The sequence below is a fragment of the Pseudomonas sp. v388 genome (genome assembly GCF_003935425.1).
In the GTDB taxonomy this organism is placed as follows: domain Bacteria; phylum Pseudomonadota; class Gammaproteobacteria; order Pseudomonadales; family Pseudomonadaceae; genus Aquipseudomonas.
This window is the reverse complement of sequence record NZ_RHQN01000004.1, coordinates 159,744-179,380: the sequence shown is the minus strand read 5'-3', so window position 1 is coordinate 179,380 and position 19,637 is coordinate 159,744. Positions and strand designations below refer to the sequence as shown.

The following is a 19,637-nucleotide window of genomic DNA, read 5'->3' as shown; positions in this document are numbered from 1 at the left end:
ATCTGACAGTCGCTCATTGCCTATAAACATTGGCGAAGTCATAATGTAGCCCCTTTTTTCAGCCCCTACATAATGTGGAAGGTTCCCGTGACTCAGAAGCCCGACCAGTGTCTTGGTGAATGGATCGATCGTGAAGCTCTCGCCGAGGCGATGATCCCGCTTATCGGTCAGCTCTACCGCAATAACAACGTGGTGAGTTCGATCTATGGCCGCAGTCTGATCAACCGATCAGTGATCGCGATTCTCAAAGCCCACCGCTTTGCGCGTCATCGTCAATCCGATGCAAGTGAGCTGTCGGTCCACGAGACCTTCCCGCTCTTGAAGGCGATGAGCGAACTCAAGCTGGGCGCCGCTTCGGTGGACCTGGGCAAGCTGGCCGTCAAGTTCAAGACCGAAGGCAACGGCCGTAGCGCCGAGCAGTTCGTGCGCGAAGAGCTGGCGAGCGTTGTAGGGCAGCAGAGCACCAGCCCGCGCAAGGGCACCGATGTCGTACTGTACGGTTTCGGCCGCATCGGTCGCCTGCTGGCACGGATCCTGATCGAAAAGACCGGTGGCGGCGAAGGCCTGCGCCTGCGGGCCATCGTGGTGCGCAAGGGCGCCGAGAACGATCTGGTCAAGCGTGCCAGCCTGCTGCGTCGTGACTCGGTTCACGGCCCGTTCGACGGCACCATCACCATCGATGAAGCCAACAGCACCATCACCGCCAACGGGAACCTGATTCAGGTGATCTACGCCAAGAATCCGGCCGACGTGGACTACACCCAGTACGGCATCCAGGACGCCTTGCTGGTCGACAACACCGGTGTGTGGCGTGACGCCGACGGCCTGGGCCAGCACCTGACTTGCCCTGGCATCGACCGCGTGGTCCTGACCGCACCGGGCAAAGGCAAGCTGAAGAACATCGTGCACGGTATCAACCACGGCGAAATCACGGCCGACGACAAGATCGTGTCCGCTGCGTCCTGCACCACCAACGCCATCGTGCCGGTGCTCAAGGCCGTCAACGACAAGTTCGGCATCGTCAACGGTCACGTTGAAACGGTTCACTCGTACACCAACGACCAGAACCTGATCGACAACTTCCACAAGGGCGATCGTCGTGGCCGCAGCGCCGCGTTGAACATGGTCATCACCGAAACCGGCGCCGCCACCGCTGCTGCCAAGGCGTTGCCTGAGCTGGCCGGCAAGCTGACCGGCAACGCGATCCGCGTGCCGACGCCGAACGTTTCGATGGCGATCCTGAACCTGAACCTCGACAAGCAGACCACTCGCGAAGAAATGAACGAGTACCTGCGCCACATGGCCCTGCACTCCGACCTGCATCGCCAGATCGATTTCGTGAACTCCCAGGAAGTGGTTTCCACTGACTTCGTGGGCTCGCGTCACGCCGGTGTCGTGGATGCCGAAGCGACCATCGTCAACGACAACCGCGTTGTCCTGTACGTCTGGTACGACAACGAGTTCGGTTACAGCTGCCAGGTGGTTCGTGTGATGGAAGACATGGCGGGTGTGAACCCTCCGGCTTTCCCGCAGTAAGTTTCTCGCGCAGCATAAAAAATGCCCCGACTGGTTCGGGGCATTTTTGTGTGTGCTCTCTACAGGTCAGGCGGATGTCGCGCCTGCCGGCGCTTCAAGCTTCTGCCCGCCTTTGCGGAACAACACCAGCGTTGCGATCAGCCCCAGAATAGCGGCACCGGTCAGCCAGATGCCGGGCGCTGCCTTGTTGCCCAGTTCATGGATCAGGTAAGTGCAGGCCGCAGGCGTGAAGCCGCCAAAGGTCGCAGTCGCCAGGCTGTAGGCTAGCGAGAACCCTGTGGTGCGAACCTCCACCGGCATGATTTCAGTCAGCGCCACGACCATCGCGCCGTTGTACGAGCCGTACAGGAACGACAACCACAGCTCGACCATCAGCAGATTGCCGAAGCTTGGGTGCGCAACCAGCCATGACAGTGCAGGGTAGGCCGTGGCAATCGCCAGCACGGTAGCGCCGATCAGCAGCGGCTTGCGGCCGATGCGGTCGGAAAACGCGCCCATCACCGGCAGCCAGATAAAGTTGGAAACGCCCACGCACACGGTCACCAGCAGGCTGTCCAGGTCGGACAGGTGCAGTTCGTTCTTGCCGAAGGTCGGCGTGTAGGCCGTGATCAGGTAGAAGCTCACCGTGGTCATTACCACCAGCGCCATGCCGCCGAGGACCAGGCCGAAGTTCTGGCCGATGGAGCGCACCACCTCGCCCAGGGTCGGGCGATGTTTGCGGGCGGCGAATTCCGGAGATTCTTCCAGCGAGCGGCGAATCACGAAAATCGCCGGCACGATCAGGCAGCCGATCAGGAACGGCACGCGCCAGCCCCATTCGCCCATTTCCTCGGGGCTGAGCCAGTGATTGAGCGCTACGCCCAGCAGGCCGGCAAACACCACTGCCGCCTGTTGACTTGCCGACTGCCAGCTGACGAAAAAGCCCTTGCGGCCCGGCGTGGAGATTTCCGCCAGATACACCGAGACACCGCCCAGCTCAACGCCTGCGGAGAAACCTTGCAGCAGTCGACCCAGCAGCACCAGCAGCGGGGCGGCGACGCCGATAGTGGCGTAACCCGGCACGCAGGCGATCAGCAGCGTGCCCATCGCCATCATCGCCAGCGTGATGATCAAGCCTTGGCGCCGACCGTGGCGGTCGATATAGGCACCGAGAAAGATCGCACCCAGCGGGCGCATCAGGAAACCCGCGCCGAAAGTGGCCAGCGAAAGCATCAGGGATGCAAAGGCGCTGTCGGCGGGGAAAAAGGTTTTGGCAATGGCCGTGGCGTAGAAGCCGTAGACCATGAAGTCGAACATCTCGAGGAAGTTACCGCTGACAACGCGAAAGATCGCCTTGCCCTTACTGGTGGAGGAGGCCATTGAAAGTTACTCGCTCAGGCTTTATCGGATGAAAATGCTGTTGTCGTTGTGGTCCTGTCGTCGCTGCAAATCCGTTAGTCAGCTACCGAGTTTGTAACAGTATGTGTAATTTTGCTCTGGAACAACTGTTTCAGCCGTTTTGCTGCGACATTTTGTGGCTTGACAGAAAACATTTATCTACGCCCTGGAGCCGGGTAATGCAGTTTTAGCTTGTGCAATGAAACCTCGAAACGGCTCGGTCATGAGCGTTTCGAGGTGTTGCAACCTGCACAAGTGAGATGTCCATGCAGATAATGATTGAAGTGGCGCAGCAATTTGCGACACGACCCACCTTGCACGAGGTCGCCGCCCGGATGGTGCACGACATGCTGGCTCGCAAGTACCCGCAGTTGAAGATCGACCCGCAGCGCGCGTCGGTCACCGGATTGGCATCGACCGGCAGCGCGCACACTGCGGCCGGCCACCAGGCCATGTCGCTGACCGAAAGTCTGCTGCAGTGTTTCGCGCGTCAGGCTGCGCCAGGCTGGATCACCGGTGAAGTAGCGCTATGGGCCGACCCGACAGCGCCGGGCGCCAGGCCGCTGGACGTGAATGTCGAGCTGTTGGGCACCGACCTTGAGTTGCTCTCGTTCGGTCTGCTCGAAGAGTTCGCCCAGGCCACCGCCAATTTCTGGTCGGCACCGCTTGCCAACGGCAGCAGCCGCTGGAAGTGGCTTGCCGAACGGGTCCAGCGGGATCTGGTAGACGATCTGGCTTCCACACGCAGCCAGGGTCTGGACCAGACCTCCCGCGATGCCCTGCACACCATTTCGATGTTTGCCCACAGGTCCGACCGCGACTTCATGCTCGGCCTGACCGCGCCGGGGCCGGACCGGCTGGAGCTGGCCGTCGGCATTCTGTACTTCAAGATCAGCGGGGCGCTGGCCGCCGCCAGCATGCCGTTCCCGGCGGTGGTCCTGCAGCACACCCAGGGCGGTCACACGCAACTGACCGCCTGGCGAGCCAACGGCGACGTTCATCGCGCCGATAATGTCGATGAGCTGGCAAGCGCCATCTGCTCGGAGATGTCAGCACAGTGGGATTTCGATGAGTTCGACTGGGCGCTTCATGAGTCGTCGGGCAATATTTTTCTCGACCTCACGCAAGCCATTCTCGGCCGGCAGATCACCGATATCCTGGCCGTTCAGGGTGCCATGAGCTACGACTTGCCGGCCCTTGAGCATTACCTGATGGCCGCGACCGATGTCTGTGTCTGGCTGCAACCGTCCACCGCGAAGCCGGCGCTGAGCGTCTCCTATATCCCGGCCTGGCTGCGCAATGCGCCCAGTGCCGACAAGATCACCTACTCCCGCGGCCTGCTGGCGCTGGCTGCCGCGCAGGTGCAGGCGCAAGGCAAGGCCTTCAACGACGATCTGCCGCCGATCATGGCGTTCACCCGCCAGGCGCTGAACCGGGAAATGCGCCGTGACTATCCGGCCGGTGAGCCGCCGATACCCGATGAAATCGAGGTCATCATTCACAAGGTGGCAGGCACGGCCGTCGGTTCCGGCGGCCAGCCGGTGATCAGCGGAAGCGTGGAGCCGGTCAGCATGACGCTGGTGCAGTTCGCCCTGCATAACCTGTGCGGCCTGCCGCCGGGAGAGATCACCGTGCACATGGCCGGTGGCTGGACAGTGCCGTCCTGGCTGACGCCCGGCTACCTGAAAACGCTGGTCACCCGCGTCGACATCGGCGGGACTTACCCGCGTCTGCTGCAGCGCTACCTGATCGATGACCTGGACGAAGCCTCGCGGCGTCGCCGCCTGTTCGCCGATCAACTGCGCGTTCAGTTGCCGCTCAAGGCGCTGGAGCAGAAGTTCAGACAGCAAGGAGCCATCAGCGCCAGGGGTTGTCGCATGGTCGCGGCGCTGATGGCGGTGGAACCGGCGCAGCGCAATGTGGACGGCCAATCGGTGGTCCTGCGCCCGCTGGCTATCGTGCGCGCGCCTGGTCATGCGGCGGACAAGGCCGCCAACCTGTTCGTGATCGGCCCGCAGGACACCGGCAAAGGTCCGCACCTTCTGTACCGCCCGTTCAGGCGAGAGCCATTGACCGAGTTTCGCAGCTGGTCGGCGCTGTGGCAGGCGATCGTTGCACCCGGCGAGTTGCAGGACGACGTGCTGGTGTGGCTCAGCGACACGGCGCGGCCGATCTACGCCAACGGCGGGTTCCATGAACCGCATATCGTGCGCTTCGGCCTCGGTTCGGAGTTCGCCCCCCTGGAACGTCCGGCGCCAGCGTCCCTGGGCAGCGAGGTCTGCGCTGGTGACCCGCTGGCCGAACTGTTCGATGCCACGGCCCGTGCGCTGGTGACCCTGGCTGATCGCAGCTCGGTCTCCAATGCCGAAAGCCGCTGGGCGATTTTCAAGGAAGGCGGCTGGGTGGTGCTCAATGCGGTACTGCCACTGCTCGGAGGCGCCGTGGCCAACACCATCTGGCTTGTGCAACTGCTGATGAATTTCGAGCGCTTCATGAACCTTCCCGAAGACAGCGATGCGCAGACACGCCTGAACACCATTGCCGAACTGCTGGTCACGGTTGCCATGATGCTGCTGCAGGACAAGGGCTCGGTGCACGCGCTGGCTCACCGGCAGTTCGCCCCGGCACGCAGCGAAAGTGGTGCCCCAAGGCGTGCGGCGCAGGTCAGGGAAGTGGCGCTGGAAGAAGTGGCGCCGGTGCTGGATTTCAGCTGGACCAGCCCGCTCAACCAGCTCGACGCCGGGCAACGTTCCGCGCTGCAGGGCTTCAGGTTGCCGAGGGATTTCGACCTGCGCGCCTTGAGCGGCCATGAAGTCGAGTCTGGCCTGTATCGTGTCCAGGAGCAGGTGATCGTCAGGATCGGTGTCGATCTGTATCGGGTCGAGAGTGATGAAGACGGTTACTTCATCGTCGCCCCCGACAACGTCGCCGTTCAGGGGCCGCGCATCAGTCGCGACGCTGCGGGCTGGAATCTGGATCTGCGCCTGCACCTGCGCGGCGGCGGCCCGAAACGTCGGGCCAAGGAGCTGGCCGACCTCAACACCCAGAACCTCAGGCGCGTGCGCGAACGCCGTACCGAGCTGGGCCGGCGGCGTGACGAGCTGTACCGCAAACTGCAGGCTTACCACAGTCACCTGTCCAGTGAGAGCGAGGAGGTCAGGGCGCTGTTCCTGGCACGCCATTCCAGCGATTTGCAGGAAGCGCTGAGCGCGGTGCGCCAGCGCAGTGCGCTGGTGCAGGAACTCAGACCCGGTGATCGGCCCTCGGAGCGCGAGCAGGGGGCCGACTTGAAAACAGTCTCGTCGCAGGTCCGCTACCTCGAAGGCATGATCCTCAGCGATATTGGCGATGTCGCCCGGAAGGCAGGCGTGGCGGTGCGCGGCGAGGCGGCCCAGGCGCCGGTCGGTGGCGAGCGGGTCGACGCCTGGCTGGTGCTGTTCAACAAACTGGTGGACAAGCAGCAGGCCGGCGTCCAGTGGGCGACGGTGCGCGAATCGCTGTGGCGCCAGATGCGTGAGCTGCCGACGGCCGGGGATGCCTTCTGGCGTGACGACATCACCGATTTCGAGCGGGCGCAGTTGCCCACTCTGCTGGAGTGGCAGTTCATGGAAGCGTTTTCCTGCCTGGAGCTGTCGCTGTCCCGTGAAGACCTGCTCGACCCGCAAGCGCACCTGCAGCTCAAGGCGCTGCGGACCAATAAGAAACTGTATGAGGCCGTGTCTTCCCACGCGCAGCTGGAAAAACCCAACAGCTACAGCCTGACCGAGCGCATCGGCGTGGTGGAAAGTGCGTTGCGCGAGTACCAGCGCGGACTCGAAGTGGCCAGGTTCGTGCGCGAGAACAACTTCATCGCCCAGCCCAATGTTTTTCTCGAGCGCTTCATCAATCACCTTGAAGCGATCTGCGACGCGACCCAGAGCCGGCTGACGGGCTTGATCCAGGAAAACATCGATCCGCCGCCGGTTCCGGTGGAACGCCTGCCGCGCCGTGAGCAACCGCGCAAGAAAATCATCCGCACCCGCGACCGTCGCGTGTTGGTCGCCGATATCAGCGACGATGAAAACACCGGACCCACGGCCGATGTGCGTGACGTGCTCAGCGGTCAGGTCAGCACCCGTTGGCATCAGCATGCCGATGGCGGCTGGACCCAGGTCGAGCCGGCCACGCCCGCCCGGCCGGCGGTGACTCCGCGTCCGGGTGCCGCCAAGATGCGCCAGCGCGCCTCGCTGCTGCTGGCCCAGGTCGCGCAAGTCATCGCCAACGCCCGGCGTCAGGCGACCCGTGCCGTGGAGCCTGAAGACATTGAAGACATCCTCACCCTCCGGGCCGGGCAACTGACCGAACTGGCCGACGGCCTGGGCGAGGTCGAAGGCGGGGGGCTGGTGCCCGAATTGCGCGAGGCGGCGGCCCGCATGATCCAGGAAGGACGGTCGCTGCGCATTGCCATGACCAAGGCCCAGCCGCCGACGGCGTCGCGGGTCAGTTACCTGCACCACCAGGGTGAAATCGACATTGCGCGGGTCGGGCCGCGGATCAATCTGTCCGGTGTGCGTCGAGACGACTTCATGCAGGAATATTCGATCCGCGACAAGCAGCATCAGTTGCTGTGGTGGGCGCATTTTCACTATGCCAGCGAAGACGCTGCCCCGGCTGCGTTCACCGCGGCCCACCTGAAACTGCCGGCGCAGCGCAAAATGGGCTACAAGGCGCTGATTAGGGCGGCCAAGGACAACAAGGCGGTGGTGGATATCTACCGCAGCACCATCGGTCGGGAGCTGGCGCAGCGCTTGTTCCTGGCGCTGGACCCTCACGGCTGACGCGCCATCCGCCGCGACGCCGGCCCCGGTGGTCGGCGTCCGGCGGTGTACCCGGCACACAAAAGTGGCCTTCGACGCGACCAAGGGTTAATGTTCGCAGCCGTGATGCAGCGCTAGACTGCGCGGCGTGATTAAGCCAGAGATGCCAGAGTGGCGCCTCGGTCCGTTATAAAGGAGTACGCATGGCTGTCTACAACTACGACGTGGTGGTACTGGGTTCCGGCCCTGCCGGGGAAGGCGCGGCAATGAACGCTGCGAAGGCGGGCCGCAAGGTCGCCATGGTCGACAGCCGTCGGCAGGTGGGCGGCAACTGCACCCACTTGGGCACCATCCCGTCCAAGGCCTTGCGTCACTCGGTCAAGCAGATCATCCAGTTCAACACCAACCCGATGTTCCGGGCCATCGGCGAGCCGCGCTGGTTCTCGTTCCCTGATGTGCTGAAAAACGCCGAGATGGTCATTTCCAAGCAGGTCGCCTCGCGCACCAGCTACTACGCCCGCAACCGCGTCGATGTTTTTTTCGGCACCGGCAGCTTCGCCGATGAAACCAGCATCAACGTGGTGTGCAGCAACGGTGTCGTGGAAAAGCTGGTCGCCAACCAGATCATCATCGCCACCGGCTCGCGCCCGTATCGCCCGGCCGATATCGACTTCACCCACAAACGCATCTACGACAGCGATACCATCCTCAGCCTGGGTCACACGCCACGCAAGCTGATCATCTACGGTGCCGGCGTGATCGGCTGCGAATACGCCTCGATCTTCAGCGGCCTGGGCGTGCTGGTCGAACTGGTGGACAACCGTGACCAGTTGCTCAGCTTCCTGGACACGGAAATTTCCCAGGCGCTGAGTTATCACTTCAGCAACAACAACGTCATGGTTCGCCATAACGAAGAGTACGAGCGGGTCGAAGGCCTGGAAAACGGCGTGATCCTGCACCTCAAGTCCGGCAAGAAGATCAAGGCCGACGCCTTGCTCTGGTGCAACGGCCGCACCGGCAACACTGACCGCCTGGGCCTGGAAAACATCGGCCTGAAAGCCAACGGCCGAGGTCAGATCGAGGTCGACGAAAACTACCGCACCAGCGTTTCCAACGTGTATGGCGCAGGCGACGTGATCGGCTGGCCGAGCCTGGCCAGCGCCGCTTACGATCAGGGCCGTTCCGCCGCAGGTTCGGTGGTCGATAATGGCAGCTGGCGCTATGTGAACGACGTGCCGACCGGGATCTACACCATTCCCGAGATCAGTTCCATCGGCCAGAACGAACACGAACTGACCCAGGCCAAGGTGCCTTACGAAGTGGGCAAGGCGTTCTTCAAAGGCATGGCGCGGGCGCAGATTTCCGGCGAGCGGGTCGGCATGCTCAAGATCCTGTTCCACCGCGAGACGCTAGAAGTGCTGGGCGTGCATTGCTTCGGCGACCAGGCGTCGGAGATCGTGCACATCGGTCAGGCGATCATGAACCAGGAAGGCGCGGCGAACACGATGAAGTACTTCGTGAACACCACGTTCAACTATCCGACCATGGCCGAAGCCTATCGGGTCGCGGCCTATGACGGCCTGAACCGGCTTTTTTGAGCGACTCCGGCCGGTGGCCTGAGCCGGCCGGGGAGACCGATTTCAGCGATTCCCGAGCGTGGCGGTGGCCAAACCGGGAAAGTCTGTAATCAGGCTGTCAACGCCGAAGTCGGCGAGCCTGCGCATCAGCGCGGGCTCGTTGACCGTCCACACCGACACGTGCAGACCTTCACGCTGCGCCTTGATCAGGCGCTCGGGCGTGCACAGCGTCCAGTTCAGCGCCAGAATCTCACAACCGTAGTTCTGCGCGACCTTCAACGGGTCGAGCCACGCGTACTCGGCCACCAGGCCGCGAGAGATATCCGGCGTCAGCTCCACCGCCGCCCGCAGCACTTCCCGTGAACTTGACGTAATGGTGATCTTGTCCAGCAGGCCATGCCGCTGGGCCATTTCCCGGATCGCCAGCACGGTATTGGCAGCGCGGGTGCGCGAAGCGCTCTTGACCTCCAGCTGCCAGTGCTCGAACGCGCATTGCTCGAACAATTCTTCGAGACGCGGAATCGGGCAGGGCGTAACCCAGCCCGGGCCGCCTTTGCGGGCGTCATACGTCACCAGGTCGGCGGCCGTGTGTTCATTGACCTTGCCGCCCCGTCCGGTGGTGCGCTTGAGGGTCGGGTCGTGGATCACCATCAGTTCGCCGTCGCGAGATAAGTGCAGGTCCAGTTCGCAACGGCGCACGCCGTGCTTGAGACATTCCTGAAAACTGCTCAGGGTATTTTCCGGTGCTTCGCCTTTGGCGCCGCGGTGGCCGTAAATAAGGGTCACGATTACTCCTGGCCTGAAAGGCGCCCATTACACAGATGTAAGTCTTGAAAAAATTCGGTGGGATCACGCCTTGGGCGGGTCGTTCTGCTCCAGTGCCTGACGCCGCTGTTGAGCCTGGCGCTGCAACACGTGGCGGGCCAGCAACTGGCGTTGCGCGTCGGGCAGGTCGATGAATTCGGTGCCGATGGAAAATCGGCCTGCGCCCGCTGGATGGCAGTGGATGACCCTGGCGCGCAGCAGCAGGCCCGCCGCTTGCGGCATCAGCACCATCTTCACGGATAGCCGTTCGCCCGCGGCAAACTCCTGATACGAATTGAATTCCACGCCGCCCTCGGACAGTTTCACCGGTTGCGGCTCGCCCAGGTCGCCCAATGCGGTGTGCGCGATCACCCGGCCGAGCAGGTCGACCCGTTTGTTCATGGCCTTGAGAAAGCTGGTCAATACCCGGTCGCGCTCGTCCAGCTGGCGCAACAGGTGCTGGGATTCGAACTCACTGACGTGCAATTCGCTGAGCAGGTCGAACAGCACCGAGGTGTCTTCGCCCGCGTTTCCGGTGGCCTGGCCGGCTCGGCTCAGCGGGTTAATTTCCAGTGCGACGCTGTCCTCGATACGGTAGTATTCGCGGCGTTCTTCTTCATCTAATGTCGACATGGCGAACCCATGGTAGCGGCGGTGGTCTGAGTGTTTCGAGTGTAAAGCTGCACGTCGAGGCCCGCCACACAGACGTCCCCATTCCTGCGAACAAATTCCTACATGTTCAGACCTCTCTTTGTATTCATCGGCACCCGCTACACCCGTGCCAAACGCCGCAATCATTTTGTTTCCTTCATTTCCCTGACGTCCATGATCGGCCTGGCGCTCGGCGTTGTGGTGATGATAGTCGTGTTATCGGTCATGAATGGCTTCGACCATGAAATGCGCACGCGCGTGCTGGGCATGGTGCCCCACGCAACCATCGAGTCGGGCGACCCGGTTACCGACTGGCGCGCATTGGCCGGGCAGGTTCAGCAGAATCCTCAGGTGGAAGCCGTGGCGCCGTTCACCCAGATGCAGGGTTTGCTGACCCATGACGGCAAGGTGCAGAAGGTGCTGCTCAACGGCGTCGACCCGGCTCAGGAGCGCAACGTCTCGATCATCGACAGGTTCATCCAGCAGGGGCAGCTGGACGCCCTGGCCCCTGGCAGTTTCGGCATCATGATCGGCGACAAGGCAGCGACCAAGCTGGGCGTCGGGGTCGGCGACAAGCTGACCTTCGTCGCACCGGAAGTCACCATCACGCCCGCCGGCATGTTCCCGCGCATGAAGCGCTTCGAGGTGGTCGGCATCTTTCACGTCGGCGCCGGGGAGATCGATGGGTTCCTGGGCCTTACCAATCTCGACGATCTGGGCCGTCTGCATCGCTGGAAGCCGGATCAGGTCCAGGGCCTGCGCCTGAAATTCACCGACCTGTTCGATGCGCCGCGCACGTCCTGGGACATCGCTCAGAAACTGGGCGAGAACAAGTATTACGCCCGCGACTGGACCCGCACCCACGGCAACCTGTATCAGGCCATCCGCATGGAAAAAGCCATGATCGGCCTGTTGTTGCTGCTGATCGTGGCGGTGGCGGCGTTCAACATCATTTCCACGCTGGTGATGGTGGTCAACGACAAGAAGGGCGACATCGCCATCCTGCGTACCCTGGGCTCCACGCCACGGCAGATCATGGCGATCTTCATGGTCCAGGGCACCGTGATCGGCGTGGCCGGCACGCTGATCGGCGCGGCCTTGGGCATCCTCGCGGCCCTTAACGTCAGCGCGGCGATTTCGGCGCTCGAAGGCCTGATCGGCCACAAGTTTCTCAACGCCGACGTGTATTTCATCGATTACCTGCCTTCGCAGCTGATGGCCCAGGACGTGTTCCAGGTCTGCGGCGCGGCGTTGGTCCTGAGTTTCCTCGCCACCCTGTATCCGGCCTGGCGTGCTGCGCGCACCCAACCGGCGGAGGCGCTACGTTATGAGTGAGTCGGGCATGTTGGATAAAGCAGTATTGAGTTGCCGCAACCTGGGTAAATCCTACGAGGAAGGCCCAGAGTCGGTTGTGGTCCTGTCAGGTCTGCAACTGGAACTGCACGCCGGTGAGCGAGTGGCCATCGTCGGCAGTTCCGGGTCGGGCAAGAGCACCCTGCTCAATCTGCTCGGCGGCCTGGACACGCCATCCGAAGGCAGCGTCTGGCTGGCCGGCGAAGAACTGTCGGCGCTGAACGAGAAAGCCCGCGGCATGCTGCGTAACCGGGCGCTGGGTTTCGTTTACCAGTTCCACCACCTGCTGCCGGAATTCACCGCCCTGGAAAACGTCTGCATGCCGCTGCTGATCGGCCGCACCGCCATTCCGGAGGCGCGTCAGCGTGCCACTGCATTGCTGGAGCGGGTTGGCCTGGGGCATCGTCTGGCGCACAAGCCTGCCGAGTTGTCCGGTGGTGAACGCCAGCGGGTGGCAATCGCCCGGGCGCTGGTCAACCAGCCGGGCCTGGTGATGCTCGACGAGCCCACCGGCAACCTCGATCACCACACCGCGCAAGGCATCCAGGACCTGATGCGCGAGCTGAGCGCGTCGTCGCGAACCGCGTTCCTGGTGGTCACCCACGACCTGAACCTGGCCCGGCAGATGGACCGCGTCCTGCGCCTGGAAGACGGCCACCTCGTCGAAGCTTGATCTACCGACCCGGCGCAGTGCATCGCGCCGGGGTCTTCATCTCTTTCACGGTGCTTGCGAATGTTCAGACCGTTACCCATGTTTATCGGCTTGCGCTATACCCGCGCCAAACGCCGCAAGAACTTTATTTCGTTCATTTCGATGACGTCGATGATCGGTCTGGCACTGGGCGTGCTGGCGATGATCGTGGTGCTGTCGGTCATGAACGGTTTCCAGCGCGAAATGAGTTCGCGGATTCTGGGCATGGTGCCCCACGCGATGATCGCCGGGACCACGCCGCTGGACGACTGGAAGCCGGTGGCGGACGCGGCGCTGAAGAATCCCGAGGTGACCGCCGCCGTGCCGCTTACCGAGATGGAAGGCATGCTGTCCTACAAGGGCTCGATGCAGCCGATCCAGATCAGCGGCATCGATCCGGCGCTGGAGCATAACGTGTCGATCGTCACCCGGCACATCGTGCGCGGCAAGCTGGAAGACCTCAAGCCGGGCGAATTCGGCGTAGTGCTGGGCGACATCACGGCGCGCCGCTTCCGTCTGACCGTTGGCGACAAGCTCACCCTGATCGTGCCGGAAGTCAGCACCGCGCCGGGCGGCATCACGCCGCGCATGCAGCGTCTGACCGTGGTCGGGGTGTTCAAGGTCGGCGCGGAACTGGACGGCTCCATGGGCCTGATCAATATCGCCGATGCCGCGCAGATGCAGCGCTGGCAGCCCGGCCAGGTGCAGGGCGTGCGCCTGGCGCTCAAGGACCTGTACGCCGCGCCCCAGGTTTCCACCGCCATTGCCGCGCAACTGGGCGCCGGCTACCGTGCCGATGACTGGACTCACACCCAGGGCAGCCTGTTCAGCGCCATGAAAATGGAAAAGACCATGATCGGCCTGTTGCTGCTGATGATCGTCGCCGTGGCCGCGTTCAATATCATCGCCACCTTGATCATGGTGGTGAACGACAAGGGTGCGGACATCGCCATCCTGCGTACCATCGGCGCTACGCCAAGGCAGATCATGGCGATCTTCATGGTCCAGGGCACGGTGATCGGCATCGTCGGCACCTTGATCGGCGGCGTGCTGGGTGTGATCGCCGCGCTCAACGTCAGCAGTCTGGTGGGCTGGTTCGAGCGGGTCAGCGGCCAGCATGTGTTCAGCTCCGACGTGTATTTCATCAGCAACCTGCCGTCCGAGCTGCAAGGCTTCGACGTGCTGTTGATCTGCAGCGCCGGTTTCATCCTGAGCTTCCTGGCGACCATTTACCCGGCCTGGCGCGCAGCGCAGATCGAGCCGGCCCACGCGCTGCGCTACGAATGATTGCGCGCCACTGACCAAGACCTTGCGCCGGCTCGCCCGAGCCGGCGGATTTTCCCGCTGAAAGACTTGGGCAAACCCTATAGACTCGCCGGGTTATTTCCCAAGCTTCAGGTATTGCCATGCATCCCGCCGCCGAACATTCACCGCTGGGCAAGTCCAGCGAGTACATCGCCACCTACACGCCTTCCTTGCTGTTTCCCATTGCGCGGGCGGCGAAATGGGCGGAACTGGGGCTGACTGCCCAGACCCTGCCATACAAGGGCGTCGATTTCTGGAACTGCTACGAGCTGTCCTGGCTGCTGCCGTCGGGCAAGCCGGTGGTGGCCATCGGTGAGTTCTGCATTCCGGCCGAGTCGCCGAACATCATTGAATCCAAGTCCTTCAAGCTGTACCTGAACTCACTGAACCAGACGGCTTTCGCTGATCGGCAGCAGGTGCAGGCGACGCTGGAGAAGGATCTGTCAGCGGCGGCGGGCATGCCGGTGGGTGTGCGCATTCGCAGTCTGGCGGATATCGAAGGCGAGGGCGTGGCGTCATTGCCGGGGACGTGTGTCGACGACCTGGACGTGAGCATCAGCAGCTACGACCGTCCACAGCCGGAGCTGCTGCGCTGCGACGCGTCGCGCGTGGTGGAAGAGAGTCTGCACAGCCACCTGCTCAAGTCCAACTGCCCGGTGACCAGTCAGCCGGACTGGGGCAGTGTGGTGGTGCAATACCGCGGCGCGGTGCTGGATCACGCCAGCTTTCTGGAATACATCGTCAGCTTCCGCCAGCATTCGGATTTTCATGAGCAATGTGTGGAGCGGATCTTCCTCGACCTGCAATGCCTGCTCAAACCCGAGCACCTGACCGTCTACGCCCGCTACGTGCGCCGAGGCGGCCTGGACATCAACCCCTACCGCAGCACCGAAATGCTGGACGTGGATAATCGTCGGCTGGCCAGGCAGTAAGTTGTGACAGCAGTGCACCTGCAATCTCTGCAGTACCTGTAGAAGCCAGCTTGCTGGCGAATGGGGCCGTGGCAGCGCAGCGACCGCGACTGCCTGGATGTGCGCTTCGCCAACGAGCTGGCGCCTGCGGGGGAGTGCAATGATCCGCAGGCGCGGGCAGGACACCTACCCCCATCAAATCCCGATATTGCCCAACGTCTGCACGATATTGCGCAGTGTTCCGGCAATCGCCGGGTGTTCCAGTTCGAAGCGCTCTACCGCCAGGTTCACGCCGTCGGCCAGGCTGGCGTCCTGCTCGTGGGTGGCATTTTCCAATGCGATTTTTGTTTCAATCTGTTGCATCAGCTCGCGCAGGTTGTCGCGCTCGGCTTCCGAAAGCGGCGGATTCTGCTCCAGTTGATCGCGCAGGGTGTTGAGCTGTTCTTGCAATTCGCGGGCAGGCATCGCGTGCTCCTTCTCTGATAAGTCTGATTCATGGACTGCGCCGTCCGGCGAAAGGTCCGTGATGTATCAAGACTAATCCACCTGCTGTTGACCTGCATGATTGCCGTCAGGGCTTTTCGCCTTTGCTGCGGCGCAGCGCGATATCGTTCAGGCAGGAGTGCAGTTCACCCAGGTGATCGATGACCGAATGCACGCCCAGTGCGTAAAGCTTGAGCGTGGCCTGGGCGCGTCGACGCTCGCGCTCGGCGGCGTCCAGCGCTTGCCATTGCGTCGGCGACAATCCGCACAGTGGTCCGCAAGAGGCCAGGCCGATGGTCCACAGTCCCGCGTTCAAACCTGATTGCAGCAAGCGTGGATCGCCGCTGATCAACACGCAGCCATCCAGCTGGCCGGCATTGAGCGCCATCAACGCCAGCCAGCACGCATCCGGTGCCGGCCATGGCACTGTCGGGCGCGGCGCAGCGCTGATCCAGTCGCCCAACGGCGCTGCCAGCGCGGTGCTGATGTCCTGGGGCAATTCATCGATCCAGGCGCACGGAACACCCTGCTGCTTGAGTGTACGCAAAATGTCCAGAGCACCCGGCGTGGCGGTGGCCCAGTCCTGATGTTTGAGGGCCGGGGCCTGACTTGCTGCCTGCGCACCGAAGTCCACCAGGCAGCCGCTCAGACCAAACAGCAGGGCAGGAAAAACGGGGAGGGGAACGGCGGCCGGCGCGAGCATGGAAATATCTCTGAAATATCCACGCACGCTACCGGGCTTGTATGACAGTCGGATGAACGAAAGGTGAAGTCGTTTATCGAATCTGCAGCACTTACAGAACTGCCTTATTTCTCGCGGAACACTTTATACTGCCGTCCTCGCGTGTGGGGGCGTAGCGCCCGCGTCACTATTTCGATAAGGAGTGTCAGCTATGCCCGTGACAGGTGCAGGCTTCATCAAACGTCTGGCTCAGCTTTCCATGTGTGCCGGTATTGCGCTGGTCCCGGTTGTCGTCCAGGCTGCCGAGGACGATCCCTGGGAAGGCGTGAACCGCGCCATCTTTCGTTTCAACGATGTCGTGGACACCTACACCCTCAAGCCAATTGCCCAAGGGTATCAGTACATCGCGCCTCAATTCGTGGAAGACGGGGTCCATAACTTCTTCAACAACATCGGCGATGTCGGCAACCTGGCCAACAACGTGCTGCAAGCCAAGCCGGCTGCAGCAGGCACCGATACCGCGCGCCTGATCTTCAACACCACGTTCGGCCTGCTGGGCTTCATTGACGTCGGCACCCACATGGGTCTGCAACGCAGTGAAGAAGACTTCGGCCAGACGCTGGGTTACTGGGGTGTACCGAGCGGCCCGTTCGTGATGCTGCCGCTGCTGGGTCCAAGCACGGTGCGCGACACCATCTCCCGTGTTCCGGACAGCTACGCCACGCCTTATCGCTACATCGACCACGTGCCGACCCGCAATTCGGCACTGGGCGTGAACATGGTCGACACGCGCGCCAGCCTGCTGCCTGCTGAAAAGATGATCCAGGGTGACAAGTACACCTTCATCCGCAATGCCTACCTGCAGAACCGCGAGTTCAAGGTCAAGGATGGTCAGGTCGAAGACGATTTCTGATTCGACTGTTACCTGCAGACATGAAAAAAGGCGACCTCGGTCGCCTTTTTGCTGGAAATGTGAACCTGTTCCGGCCGACGCCTAGTGCATTGCCAGAATCGAAAGCCCGAGTTTTTGCCCGCCACCGTCCAGATCGTTGACCCATACGACCTCGGTCTCCGCTTCCAGCCCGGCCAGAGCCGGGTGATCGGATTCGATGCGCACGCTCAGCTTGTCGCCGATCGTGAACGAGCGGGGCGCCTGCACTTGCATGCCGGAGCTGGACAGGTCAATGCACACCGCAGGGATGACGTGCCCGGCGTGGATCAGGCTGACATCCGCATCGACGCGCATGCGGATGTAATCCCGTTTCTCCTCGTAATCGCGATCGGTTCGGCTCATGTCCCGTCCTTCCGTTTGGTTGCTGATGTGAAGGTTCTTATAACTCCCGGTGATTTGCGATGTAAAGACGCAAACGCCGCACGGACCTACGCTTGAAACGCCTGGCGGATGGGAGTACCGTCTGCGCCTTGAAGGGCACCTCTGAGAACACCCCATGGCGGTTATCGGTCATGACAGGGTCGTCGCAGAGAGGCTAGAAGCGAATCCAGTAAGCAGGTCCGGGTCAGCCGGGCCGCCTACGCCAACCTGATCTGGCGCCGTTTGCCCACATGCCAAAATCCAGTGCTACGCTGCTGATAATCGACGACGACGAAGTAGTGCGCGCAAGCCTTGCCGCCTATTTGGAAGACAGTGGGTTCAGCGTCCTGCAAGCGAGTAATGGCCTGCAGGGACTACAGATATTCGAACAGCAACAGCCCGATCTGGTCATCAGCGACCTGCGCATGCCGCAGATGGGTGGCCTGGAGCTGATTCGTCAGGTGACCAGCCTCTCGCCGCAGACGCCGGTCATTGTCGTGTCCGGTGCCGGCGTGATGAGCGATGCGGTCGAAGCCTTGCGGTTTGGTGCGGCCGACTATCTGATCAAGCCCCTGCAAGACCTGGCAGTGCTCGAACATTCCGTTCGCCGGGCACTCGACCGGTCGCGGCTGCTCAAGGAAAATCAGGTGTATCGCGAAAAGCTGGAAACGGCCAATCGTGAACTGGAGGCCAGCCTGCACTTGTTGCAGGAAGATCAGGACGCCGGGCGCCAGGTGCAGATGAACATGCTGCCGATCAGCCCTTGGGCGATCGACGAGTTCCAGTTCGCCCACCAGATCATTCCGTCGTTGTACCTGTCCGGCGATTTCGTCGATTATTTCCGGGTCGACGAACGGCGAGTGGCGTTCTACCTGGCCGACGTATCGGGGCACGGCGCCTCGTCGGCGTTCATCACGGTGCTGCTCAAGTTCATGACCACGCGGCTGTTGTTCGAGTCCAAGCGTGGCGGGACATTGCCTGAGTTCAAGCCTTCCGACGTGCTGGGGCACATCAACCGTGGCCTGATCAGCTGCAAGCTGGGCAAGCACGTGACCATGGTCGGCGGTGTCATCGATGAGGAAACCGGCAAGCTGACCTACGCCGTGGGCGGCCATCTGCCGCTGCCGGTGCTGTATGCCGACGGTCAGGCCAGCTATCTGCAAGGCCGTGGCCTGCCGGTCGGCCTGTTCAACGAAGCGACTTATCAGGACCATGAAGTGGATCTACCGGCGTCGTTCAGTCTGACGATGTTGTCCGACGGCATACTGGACCTCCTGCCCGGTGATACACTCAAGGAGAAAGAGGCCGTTCTACCCCAGTTGGTGAGGACGGCCGGCGGCAGCCTGGATGGCTTGCAGCGGGTTTTTGAATTGGCAACGCTAGGGGAGATGCCGGATGATATCGCCTTGTTAGTGTTAAGCAGGAATCTTGAATGAGTACCGGTAGAATCCAGTTCGCCGAGCAGGAAGGCACCTTCGTCCTCAAGTTCGTAGGTGAGGTACGGTTGACGCTGTGTTCGGCCTTGGATGCGACCATCGAGCGTATCTTCACTGCCTTGAATTTCTCGGCTGTGGTCATCGATCTGACCGAGACCCGCAGCATTGACAGCACCACACTTGGCCTGCTGGCCAAGCTGTCGATCCTGTCCCGGCAAAAGGTGGGATTGCTGCCCACGCTGGTCACCACCCACGAAGACATCACGCGGCTGTTGCAGTCCATGGGCTTCGATCAGGTGTTCAACATCGTGGACCGGCCGATTCCGCGTCCGGAATGCCTGACCGACCTGCCGTCACAGGATCAGTGTGAAGACGTGGTCAAGGCCAAGGTCCTTGAAGCGCACAAGATCCTTATGGGCCTGAACGATTCCAACCGTGAAGCGTTCCATGATCTGGTGAACGCGCTGGAAGGTCAGCGCTAGCTCGCTCCTACAGATCCGCGCATATTGGCAGGAGCGGACTTGTCCGCGAAGACATTAACAAGACCGCCACAATCGCAGCGGCTGTCCCGGCATGTCTTGTAGGAGCTTGCTCGCGAATGCTTCAATAAGACCGCCACAACTGCACCGGCTGTCCCGGCCTCTTCGCGAGCAAGCTCGCTCCTACAGATCCGCGCATGTTTGCAGGAACGATCCCGCAGCGAACGGAAGGCCATAGAAAAGG

16 protein-coding genes are annotated in these 19,637 nt (G+C 62.1%); 10 read left to right on the top strand and 6 right to left on the bottom strand.

Going from position 1 to position 19,637, the window contains the following annotated elements; all coding sequences use genetic code 11:
* The first annotated feature begins 72 nt into the window (after window positions 1-72).
* Entirely contained in the window at window positions 73-1,536 is a 1,464-nt protein-coding gene (locus EGJ27_RS11385; protein WP_125830847.1) for a glyceraldehyde-3-phosphate dehydrogenase, read from the top strand.
* A 66-nt stretch (window positions 1,537-1,602) separates the two neighbouring features.
* Here EGJ27_RS11385 and EGJ27_RS11380 read toward each other — a convergent pair whose 3' ends face one another.
* The gene (locus EGJ27_RS11380) at window positions 1,603-2,895 is read right to left on the bottom strand and encodes an MFS transporter (protein WP_125830846.1); all 1,293 of its coding nucleotides are present in this window, start codon (window positions 2,893-2,895) and stop codon (window positions 1,603-1,605) included.
* 284 nt (window positions 2,896-3,179) lie between these two features.
* Between EGJ27_RS11380 and EGJ27_RS11375 the strand changes: the two genes are divergently transcribed.
* On the top strand, window positions 3,180-7,730 hold the full coding sequence (locus EGJ27_RS11375) for a dermonecrotic toxin domain-containing protein (protein WP_125830845.1): 4,551 nt from the start codon (window positions 3,180-3,182) through the stop codon (window positions 7,728-7,730).
* 182 nt (window positions 7,731-7,912) lie between these two features.
* Entirely contained in the window at window positions 7,913-9,307 is a 1,395-nt protein-coding gene (gene sthA, locus EGJ27_RS11370) for a Si-specific NAD(P)(+) transhydrogenase (RefSeq protein ID WP_125830844.1), read from the top strand.
* A 42-nt stretch (window positions 9,308-9,349) separates the two neighbouring features.
* Here sthA and EGJ27_RS11365 read toward each other — a convergent pair whose 3' ends face one another.
* Both EGJ27_RS11365 and EGJ27_RS11360 read right to left on the bottom strand, forming a co-directional pair.
* The gene (locus EGJ27_RS11365) at window positions 9,350-10,072 is read right to left on the bottom strand and encodes a glycerophosphodiester phosphodiesterase (protein WP_125830843.1); all 723 of its coding nucleotides are present in this window, start codon (window positions 10,070-10,072) and stop codon (window positions 9,350-9,352) included.
* 63 nt (window positions 10,073-10,135) lie between these two features.
* Window positions 10,136-10,723, bottom strand: coding sequence for a PilZ domain-containing protein (locus tag EGJ27_RS11360; RefSeq protein ID WP_125830842.1), 588 nt, complete (start codon window positions 10,721-10,723; stop codon window positions 10,136-10,138).
* A gap of 102 nt (window positions 10,724-10,825) precedes the next feature.
* On the opposite strand from EGJ27_RS11360, the gene EGJ27_RS11355 reads away from it, so the two are divergent.
* The 4 genes from EGJ27_RS11355 to queF all read left to right on the top strand — a co-directional run bounded on the left by EGJ27_RS11355 (window position 10,826) and on the right by queF (window position 15,022).
* Entirely contained in the window at window positions 10,826-12,076 is a 1,251-nt protein-coding gene (locus tag EGJ27_RS11355) for a lipoprotein-releasing ABC transporter permease subunit (protein WP_125830841.1), read from the top strand.
* Between the two features lie 7 nt (window positions 12,077-12,083).
* Window positions 12,084-12,767, top strand: a complete 684-nt coding sequence (gene lolD / locus EGJ27_RS11350; protein ID WP_177523000.1) for a lipoprotein-releasing ABC transporter ATP-binding protein LolD — start codon at window positions 12,084-12,086, stop codon at window positions 12,765-12,767.
* Window positions 12,768-12,827: 60 nt separating this feature from the next.
* Window positions 12,828-14,072, top strand: coding sequence for a lipoprotein-releasing ABC transporter permease subunit (locus tag EGJ27_RS11345; RefSeq protein ID WP_125830839.1), 1,245 nt, complete (start codon window positions 12,828-12,830; stop codon window positions 14,070-14,072).
* Window positions 14,073-14,191: 119 nt separating this feature from the next.
* Window positions 14,192-15,022: an NADPH-dependent 7-cyano-7-deazaguanine reductase QueF gene (gene queF / locus EGJ27_RS11340; RefSeq protein WP_125830838.1), complete on the top strand. Its 831-nt coding sequence runs from the start codon at window positions 14,192-14,194 to the stop codon at window positions 15,020-15,022.
* A gap of 174 nt (window positions 15,023-15,196) precedes the next feature.
* Here queF and EGJ27_RS11335 read toward each other — a convergent pair whose 3' ends face one another.
* Both EGJ27_RS11335 and EGJ27_RS11330 read right to left on the bottom strand, forming a co-directional pair.
* On the bottom strand, window positions 15,197-15,466 hold the full coding sequence (locus EGJ27_RS11335; protein WP_125830837.1) for a DUF4404 family protein: 270 nt from the start codon (window positions 15,464-15,466) through the stop codon (window positions 15,197-15,199).
* A gap of 106 nt (window positions 15,467-15,572) precedes the next feature.
* Window positions 15,573-16,187 (bottom strand): HAD family phosphatase, encoded by a 615-nt coding sequence (locus EGJ27_RS11330; protein ID WP_125830836.1) that lies wholly within the window; start codon window positions 16,185-16,187, stop codon window positions 15,573-15,575.
* A 190-nt stretch (window positions 16,188-16,377) separates the two neighbouring features.
* Between EGJ27_RS11330 and EGJ27_RS11325 the strand changes: the two genes are divergently transcribed.
* A complete protein-coding gene (locus tag EGJ27_RS11325) occupies window positions 16,378-17,079 on the top strand; it encodes a VacJ family lipoprotein (protein ID WP_125830835.1) in 702 nt (233 codons plus the stop codon).
* Window positions 17,080-17,160: 81 nt separating this feature from the next.
* Here the strand turns inward: EGJ27_RS11325 and EGJ27_RS11320 are convergent, their stop codons facing one another.
* A complete protein-coding gene (locus EGJ27_RS11320) occupies window positions 17,161-17,460 on the bottom strand; it encodes a PilZ domain-containing protein (protein WP_125830834.1) in 300 nt (99 codons plus the stop codon).
* A 269-nt stretch (window positions 17,461-17,729) separates the two neighbouring features.
* Between EGJ27_RS11320 and rssB the strand changes: the two genes are divergently transcribed.
* Together rssB and rssC are read left to right on the top strand one after the other, a co-directional pair.
* Window positions 17,730-18,914: a two-component system response regulator RssB gene (rssB, locus tag EGJ27_RS11315; RefSeq protein WP_125830833.1), complete on the top strand. Its 1,185-nt coding sequence runs from the start codon at window positions 17,730-17,732 to the stop codon at window positions 18,912-18,914.
* Entirely contained in the window at window positions 18,911-19,396 is a 486-nt protein-coding gene (gene rssC / locus EGJ27_RS11310) for an anti-sigma factor antagonist RssC (protein ID WP_024687337.1), read from the top strand. Before rssB ends, rssC begins: the two co-directional genes overlap by 4 nt.
* Window positions 19,397-19,637: the final 241 nt, after the last annotated feature.

Bases quoted from the DNA above. Each gene is read 5' to 3' on its own strand.
- EGJ27_RS11385 (WP_125830847.1), top strand. From the start codon at position 73: ATGTGGAAGGTTCCCGTGACTCAGAAGCCCGACCAGTGTCTTGGTGAA.
- EGJ27_RS11380 (WP_125830846.1), bottom strand. From the start codon at position 2,895: ATGGCCTCCTCCACCAGTAAGGGCAAGGCGATCTTTCGCGTTGTCAGC.
- EGJ27_RS11375 (WP_125830845.1), top strand. From the start codon at position 3,180: ATGCAGATAATGATTGAAGTGGCGCAGCAATTTGCGACACGACCCACC.
- sthA (WP_125830844.1), top strand. From the start codon at position 7,913: ATGGCTGTCTACAACTACGACGTGGTGGTACTGGGTTCCGGCCCTGCC.
- EGJ27_RS11360 (WP_125830842.1), bottom strand. From the start codon at position 10,723: ATGTCGACATTAGATGAAGAAGAACGCCGCGAATACTACCGTATCGAG.
- EGJ27_RS11355 (WP_125830841.1), top strand. From the start codon at position 10,826: ATGTTCAGACCTCTCTTTGTATTCATCGGCACCCGCTACACCCGTGCC.
- lolD (WP_177523000.1), top strand. From the start codon at position 12,084: ATGTTGGATAAAGCAGTATTGAGTTGCCGCAACCTGGGTAAATCCTAC.
- EGJ27_RS11345 (WP_125830839.1), top strand. From the start codon at position 12,828: ATGTTCAGACCGTTACCCATGTTTATCGGCTTGCGCTATACCCGCGCC.
- queF (WP_125830838.1), top strand. From the start codon at position 14,192: ATGCATCCCGCCGCCGAACATTCACCGCTGGGCAAGTCCAGCGAGTAC.
- EGJ27_RS11335 (WP_125830837.1), bottom strand. From the start codon at position 15,466: ATGCCTGCCCGCGAATTGCAAGAACAGCTCAACACCCTGCGCGATCAA.
- EGJ27_RS11330 (WP_125830836.1), bottom strand. From the start codon at position 16,187: ATGCTCGCGCCGGCCGCCGTTCCCCTCCCCGTTTTTCCTGCCCTGCTG.
- EGJ27_RS11325 (WP_125830835.1), top strand. From the start codon at position 16,378: ATGCCCGTGACAGGTGCAGGCTTCATCAAACGTCTGGCTCAGCTTTCC.
- EGJ27_RS11320 (WP_125830834.1), bottom strand. From the start codon at position 17,460: ATGAGCCGAACCGATCGCGATTACGAGGAGAAACGGGATTACATCCGC.
- rssB (WP_125830833.1), top strand. From the start codon at position 17,730: ATGCCAAAATCCAGTGCTACGCTGCTGATAATCGACGACGACGAAGTA.
- rssC (WP_024687337.1), top strand. From the start codon at position 18,911: ATGAGTACCGGTAGAATCCAGTTCGCCGAGCAGGAAGGCACCTTCGTC.